8 protein-coding genes are annotated in these 5,390 nt (G+C 43.4%); 3 read left to right on the plus strand and 5 right to left on the minus strand.

Annotated features, from left to right (window positions below):
* Both QVP67_RS02735 and QVP67_RS02740 read right to left on the minus strand, forming a co-directional pair.
* On the minus strand, window positions 1-110 hold a 110-nt coding region (locus tag QVP67_RS02735; protein WP_288179832.1), incomplete at its 3' end, for a glycerate kinase.
* 14 nt (window positions 111-124) lie between these two features.
* Complete coding sequence (locus QVP67_RS02740) at window positions 125-1,495, minus strand: MATE family efflux transporter (protein WP_288179833.1); 1,371 nt, start codon at window positions 1,493-1,495, stop codon at window positions 125-127.
* A 222-nt stretch (window positions 1,496-1,717) separates the two neighbouring features.
* Here QVP67_RS02740 and QVP67_RS02745 point away from each other — a divergent pair, with 222 nt between their 5' ends.
* The 3 genes from QVP67_RS02745 (at window position 1,718) to QVP67_RS02755 (ending at window position 2,950) form a co-directional block, all read left to right on the plus strand.
* Window positions 1,718-1,897 carry a hypothetical protein gene (locus QVP67_RS02745; protein ID WP_288179829.1) on the plus strand — a complete coding sequence of 60 codons (180 nt, stop codon included), beginning with the start codon at window positions 1,718-1,720 and terminating at the stop codon, window positions 1,895-1,897.
* 155 nt (window positions 1,898-2,052) lie between these two features.
* Window positions 2,053-2,340 carry a LysO family transporter gene (locus QVP67_RS02750; protein WP_022162024.1) on the plus strand — a complete coding sequence of 96 codons (288 nt, stop codon included), beginning with the start codon at window positions 2,053-2,055 and terminating at the stop codon, window positions 2,338-2,340.
* Window positions 2,330-2,950: a lysine exporter LysO family protein gene (locus QVP67_RS02755; RefSeq protein ID WP_022162025.1), complete on the plus strand. Its 621-nt coding sequence runs from the start codon at window positions 2,330-2,332 to the stop codon at window positions 2,948-2,950. The genes QVP67_RS02750 and QVP67_RS02755 overlap by 11 nt, the downstream gene beginning before the upstream one ends.
* A gap of 279 nt (window positions 2,951-3,229) precedes the next feature.
* On the opposite strand, the gene QVP67_RS02760 is transcribed toward QVP67_RS02755, so the two are convergent.
* From QVP67_RS02760 to QVP67_RS02770, 3 genes are all read right to left on the minus strand, one after another.
* On the minus strand, window positions 3,230-3,763 hold the full coding sequence (locus QVP67_RS02760) for a hypothetical protein (protein WP_022162026.1): 534 nt from the start codon (window positions 3,761-3,763) through the stop codon (window positions 3,230-3,232).
* Between the two features lie 97 nt (window positions 3,764-3,860).
* Complete coding sequence (locus QVP67_RS02765; RefSeq protein WP_288179830.1) at window positions 3,861-4,514, minus strand: hypothetical protein; 654 nt, start codon at window positions 4,512-4,514, stop codon at window positions 3,861-3,863.
* A gap of 80 nt (window positions 4,515-4,594) precedes the next feature.
* The coding region (locus tag QVP67_RS02770) for an RHS repeat-associated core domain-containing protein (RefSeq protein ID WP_288179831.1) at window positions 4,595-5,390 on the minus strand (796 nt) is incomplete at its 5' end.

A 5,390-nucleotide genomic window follows, 5' to 3' on the forward strand; every position in this document is an offset into this window, starting at 1 on the left:
GTTTCGCACGTGGGGAATGCGTGGCGTATGCCCTGTGCGGCGGCTGTTTCAGCCTCTTTCGAACTGAGGCAGCCTTTAAAGGAATCAATGGCAAGAATTACTTTTCTCATGAGTGAACGGATGATTAGGGTGAACACGATGCTGTGCAGTCTGTTGGGCGCAGCCGGTCGGACAGTTTTCGCCGGTAGTACCATACGCCAGCCACGTCGGCCAGTGCCCAGCCAATGGGTACCGACCACCAGATGCCGGTGTAGCCCACCGAAGGAATGGCTGCCAGCACGTAGGCCAGTAACACGCGGCTGCCCAGTGAAATGACGGTCAGAACTACCGACATGGAGGGTAGGGCTACGGCACGGTAGAAACCGTAGAGCAGAAACAGGTAGCCGATGCCTACATAGAAGCTGCCTTCGATGCGGAGATACTCTACGCCTATGGCGATGATGCCGGTTTCGGAGGGTGGAACAAACAGCGACATCAGCCATGGCGACAAGACAAAGACGGCAGCCGAAACCAGCAGGGCGAAAACGGTAGTCAGCACCACGGCGCTGCGGATGCCACGACGGATGCGTTCGTGCCGGCCGGCACCGTAGTTCTGGGCGATGAAGGTGGAGAAGGCGTTGCCAAAATCCTGCACGGGCATGTAGGCGAAAGAGTCTATCTTGACCGCTGCGGCGAAGGCAGCCATGACGGCGGTGCCAAACGTATTGACTAGGCCTTGCACCATCAGGATGCCGAAGTTCATGACCGATTGCTGCACACACGTCAGGAACGAGTAGGAAGCGATGCGGCGGATGGAACGGAAGTCGGTCACGCGGTCGGCTTGCGACAGCCGAAGTTCGGGGAAATGGCTGTGTGTGTAGGCATACAGCCCTATGGCGGCTACGGTTTGCGCTATTACCGTGGCCCAGGCAGCTCCTTCCACTCCCATGCCCAGACCAAGCATCAGGGCAAGGTCGAGCCCGATGTTGAGAACAACCGATACCAGCAGAAATACCAGTGGTATGACCGAATTGCCTATGGCACGGAGCAGAAAAGCATAGAAGTTGTAGATGCAGACCGGTATCATGCCCAGAAAGACGATAAACAGATAGCGGTAGGTTATCTGTTCGACTTCGGCCGGTGTTTGCAGCAGGCGGATGATAGGAGTCAGAAAGGCCAGCGATATAATGTTGAGCAGGAGGGTGACACCACCGACAATCAGCATGGCGGAAAAGATGCTGCGCCGCATGGCTGCCAGATCGCGTGCGCCATATTGCATGGAGAACACAGCGCTGCATCCCATGCAAAGACCGATAAAGACAGACGTCACAAATATGATGAGGGCATACGACGAGCCTACCGCGGCCAGTGCCTGTGCACCCAGTACGCGGCCAACGATAAGCGTATCGGCAATGTTGTAGCACTGCTGTAGCAGGTTGCCCAGCATCAGCGGAAAAGCAAAGCGGAGCATGGTTCCCGTAATGCTTCCTTCCGTCAGATTTCCTTGATTGGTAATGCGCATTGGTATGATTGTAAATTGTGCCAAAATTACGTCATGCGTACCAGATACACAAATGTTCGGAAGAAAGTTTTTAAGCTGCCGGCAGCCGGTGTAGAAAGTTTTGAGAGTAGTTTCTTCTGCTTTAGGTGTGGGATTATATGGAAATATACCGTGGAAGGTAATCCGAGTGCCCATTAGTAAATACTAAACCTGAAAAAGTTAGTGGCGCAATTAAAAATGAATATTTATTTGGAATATATGCAGAAAAGTTCTACCTTTGCCGCCGAAAACAGAAAGAAACTTATGAACCAGATGATGAATTATACTTTTTACGCGTTCTATCGGCCTGTCTGCCAGCAGAATGGTACAGACAGCCAGCAGACGGTGCATGTGCACTGGTTCAGTGGTTTTATCTAAGTCCGACTCTCCATGTAATTTTTTTATAATCTCCTCCTTCCTGTCTTTATTGCAGACAGAGGGGGAGTTACCTATTCAGGTCCTGCTTTACATCGGGATCCGATGATGTGTGTGCTATAAAATTTACCACAACTTTTTTCTTGTAATCAAAAGTTATGTTCAGCATTATATCTACTATGTTGGCTGGTTTTGTTATCGGCCATTTTCTGCACGAAGGAAAGTTTCTTCAGAAGATTGAGAAAACTACTTCGCTGACCGTATTTGCCTTGCTTTTTGTGTTGGGATTGTCCATCGGGTCGAATCGTCTGATTGTGGACAATTTGGGACGATTCGGATGGCAGGCAGCTATACTGGCCGTTTTAAGTTTGAGTGGCAGCATCGTGGCAGCCCGTATTGTATTTCAATTGTTTTTCAAGAAAGGAGAGGAAAGAAATGAAGAATAGTCTGATCGTTATTGCCATTTTTGCCGTGGGATGTCTGGCAGGAACTTACTGGCATCCGGAGGCTGATATGCACAACTGGTCGCTTTGTATCCTTTATGCGCTGATGTTGCAGGTGGGCATCGGACTGGGCAGTAATAAAGTTTTGCGCAGTGAGCTGAAGCAGCTAAGTCCGAAGATGCTGCTGGTTCCGTTGGCCACCATTACCGGTACACTGATTTTTTCGGCCATTGCCAGCTTGCTGTTGAGCCAGTGGAGCGTGTTCGATTGCATGGCAGTGGGCAGTGGATTCGCATACTATTCGCTGTCGTCCATCCTGATCACTCAGTTCAAGGAGCCCTCTATCGGCCTGCAACTGGCTACCGAGCTGGGTACGATTGCTTTGCTGAGCAATATTATCCGCGAGATGATGTCGCTGGTAGGCGCACCGCTGATACGGAAATACTTTGGCCGTCTGGCACCTATTTCGGCAGCAGGTGTTAATTCGATGGACGTCCTTCTGCCTTCCATCGCCCGTTGTTCGGGGAAGGAGATGATGCCGATAGCCATCTTTCATGGCATCCTGATCGACTTGAGCGTCCCCATCTTTGTGAAGTTGTTCTGTAGTCTGTGATGCTAACTAAGGGGCTGCTGATGATGGCTGTCAGCCAGCCGCGGAGGTGGCGGATAAAAATCAATCCTTGAAGCAGGAACTTTTCTGAATCAAGGATTGATTGTATGATTATTGTTTTTAATAGTATTGGTAGTCGAAGTATCTATTTCTAATCATGCAAAACTGGGGGAGATAGAATAATTGTGTAATCTAAATAGCTATAGTTGATTTTCATAAGTATAAAAGACGAGGGTATTCCTTTCATTTTTATTTTTGGGGATACCCCTCTTCATTAAAAGCTTAGTGATTTACAACAAATAATTCACCGGTTTCGCAGTCTGTCATTAGATAAATCTGATGTTGAAATAATACATAAATCAAATAAGCAAGTTCTGCTTGAGAAAATGATTCCTCCAAAAAATAATGGTTCTCGTACTTTGTGAAAAGTACATTTAGTAAATTTCCCTTATTTCTATTGCAAATAGAATCTATACGTGTTTGAGGAATTACGAACTGGCATCTTTGTTGTAATAAATCAAATGAATGGTCATCCATTTGAATGGTGTCTTTTCTAAAGATAGGATAAAGTTTATTCCTTCTTTTCTCTGTTGTAAACAAAGGGATGTCACTTTCCTCAGTTACTATCTTATAGATACTATCCTTGTGGACAATATTCATTGCAATAAAGGGACAATGAATAAGATCTACCACAATGTTACTATTTTCAAAATCAGAACCTTTTGGGTTCTCCTTACAATTAGCCAAGCAAAATGCAAATAACAAGAAAAATACGATATTAATGCAAATATTTTTTCGGTATAACATAATTCCCATATTTCACTCTTTTAGGTTCACCTATTGCTTTCCTGATTCTATTTTCTGTATTCACAGCCAGTATAACTGTATGAGCATTTGTCTATTTCCCATATCCTTATTTTTTCATTACGTTATCAACCTGCCGTTCCTGTACTTTTTGGATTTTTATGAAGTTTAACAGTTCGGTCATCCTGTCAGAGTAAGGTTTATGCACATAGATATAAAAACCTTCTTCACAATCAATGCCAGTGCTAACAAAAATATTATATTGATACAACAAATAAATTAAATAAGATATTGCTGAGAGGTTTTCAACATTGAAGATGAAACCCTCACTGTTTACATAATATTGTAACAATTCCTCTATTCCTCCCTTTTTATAAAGAGAATCAATTTGGGGATGTATGGTTACTTCGTATCGTTTAAGGTCTAAAAAAGTCAAACTATCTACGGATATATATCCTTCGACCATCCTTCTCGCTAGTAAATATATTGTTTGGCTATCACTTAATATGCACATATTACTTTGCCACTTCTCAGCTAGATATTCAACAGAAGCAACAACGAGAGCAGTATCATCAGTAGCATTATTTACTATATGTAATGGAATCTCCACGTTCGATGAACTTGATGAGTAAGATGTATTCTTATATAGTTCATATTCATCTAAAATCAGAGTTTCTAAATACTGTTCTCTTGTTAACTTATTTTCTTTCCTTGCACAAGAAATGTTAAGGCATAAAATGAAAACTATAATCAGTAATTTCATATCAAAGTAAAATTCGTACTAAGATAAGGTATAGGTATGCTGAAATCAACACCCTATAACCTTATTCAATACATTGTTTATTACTTCCCGTATAAATATCCTTTCGGGTTACGCATATTCAAATTAAAAACTTTCCGTATCCTATTTTCCATTATTATAGGATAAGTTTCATTATACATCAATTTTGAACGTTCCATGATACTTCCATTTTTGAGCTCCCCCCGGTTTACAGGAAGTGTATTCCCTCGACTAATTTCAGCCGCATGCCCCAATTCGTGAACTAATCCGACGATTGGAGGTCTTTCGTTTTGATTATTAGTCAAAGTATTATAAGGAGAATATTCAACAGTTATTTCTTGTGAAGAACTATTCGTTCCGTTTGAAGTTTCATATGTACGATTACCATTTTGCCCCTTTGCTTGTCTTTCGTCAGCAATATCTGTAATAACAATTGTATTTGCAGAAATTTCCAATCCTTCAATCATATCTTTAACCATAGAATCTGCATCTTTCAACTGCTTCAAATCAGCCTTTACTTGACTTTGATATTTAGTATCAAATCCAAACCATAACTTGATTTCATCAATTAACCCATTCGGATTAGGAGCGATAATAATACTATCCCCATTCACATCAATATTCTTCATCGGACAGTTCGCCGCATACTGATACGGTGACATTGGATAATACTTTTCCGCGAAGCGGTCTTTTGTATGGAATCTTCCTACCGCCGCATCATAGTGCCGTGCCCCATAGTCATACCAGTTCAGGCCTTTCTTCGTGTCCAGTTCCTTGCCGTTGTACTTGTAAGGCTGTACACTCGTAGAGTTGGCGAAGACACCTCCGAAGGGGTAGTAATGGTTCGTTTCCTCCACC

Source organism: Bacteroides sp. CAG:633, from assembly GCF_000435115.1.
Classification (GTDB): domain Bacteria; phylum Bacteroidota; class Bacteroidia; order Bacteroidales; family Bacteroidaceae; genus Bacteroides; species Bacteroides ndongoniae.